The organism is Streptomyces sp. NPDC051172 (genome assembly GCF_040682555.1).
In the GTDB taxonomy this organism is placed as follows: domain Bacteria; phylum Actinomycetota; class Actinomycetes; order Streptomycetales; family Streptomycetaceae; genus Streptomyces.
In genome coordinates this window covers 1-1,042 of record NZ_JBFBBE010000487.1, presented here as the reverse complement: position 1 = coordinate 1,042, position 1,042 = coordinate 1, and the positions used below count along the sequence as shown (strand labels likewise).

The following is a 1,042-nucleotide window of genomic DNA, read 5'->3' as shown; positions in this document are numbered from 1 at the left end:
GCGGCGGTCGCCTGCAGCTGGGCGCGGATCCGTTCGGCCGTGCACTCGTTCTCCGGCGTCACGGTGCCGGTGAAGGTGAAGATCTCCACGTCGCCCTCGCGGCGGTGCCCGGTCGGGATGAGGCTCTCGCGCACGTCGAACACGGCGTTCCACAGCGACGGGTCGCCGTGCCAGCCGCGCTCGTCCGCGAACAGGAAGTCCAGGGCGGTGTCCGCCTCGTCCTCGGTGTCCGTCGGCACGGTCTGCACGGGCACCAGCAGATCGCCGCAGCCGAAAGGCCGGCCGCTCGTCCCCGGGACCGCCTCCGCCTCGGCGACGGCGAGGTAGACCGTCAGCGGCTGATACCCCTCCGTCGCGGGCAGGGGCACGCCGTCGTCGGACGCCGAGTCCTCGGCCAGGTCGGGGGCGACCGCGCAGCCGGCCACCAGGCACGCGGCCGCCACGGCACCCGTGAGCCGCAGGGCGCGGGAAGGGGAGGTCGGGCGCATCGGGTACTCCTGGCGGTCGGGGGGTCGGCGGCGTCGGACGGGCCGACGGCCTCTCCATGCTACGACCGTCCGCCTCGCCCGCCGTGATCGGATGTGAGGCCTCGCACGAGTGGGAAGGGGCCCGCGGGCGGACGGCCGCGGCGGGCTAGGCTGGAGACCATGCCCGTGAGGAACCGTCGCGCCGCCGCCCTGCCCGCCAAGCTCAGCCGCTCCTGGCTGCTGGTCAGCGCGGCCACCCCCGACGCGTTCGCCCCCGCCCTGGCCTCCGAGGCCGACTCCGTCATCTTCGACCTCGAGGCCGCCGTGCCGGAGGAGCAGAAGGACGCGGCCCGCCAGCACGTCGTGGACGCCCTCTCCGGTGGCATGACGGCGTGGGTGCGCATCTCCGCGACCTCCACGGCCCACTGGCAGCGGGACCTCGAGGCGCTCGCGGGCCTCGACGGCGTGCGCGGCGTCGTGCTGGCCGAGACCGAGGAGCCGGAGCAGGTCACGTTCACCGCCATGCGTCTGCGCGCCGGCACCCCGGTGATCGCCCTGTTGGAGTCCGCCCTGGG

2 protein-coding genes are annotated in these 1,042 nt (G+C 75.1%); one reads left to right on the top strand and one right to left on the bottom strand.

The features are described from left to right. On the bottom strand, positions 1–488 hold a 488-nt coding region (locus AB0N07_RS52135), incomplete at its 3' end, for a hypothetical protein (protein WP_365848160.1). A gap of 159 nt (positions 489–647) precedes the next feature. Here AB0N07_RS52135 and AB0N07_RS52130 point away from each other — a divergent pair. Continuing rightward, positions 648–1,042: aldolase/citrate lyase family protein (locus tag AB0N07_RS52130; RefSeq protein ID WP_365848158.1), on the top strand; the 395-nt coding region annotated here is incomplete at its 3' end.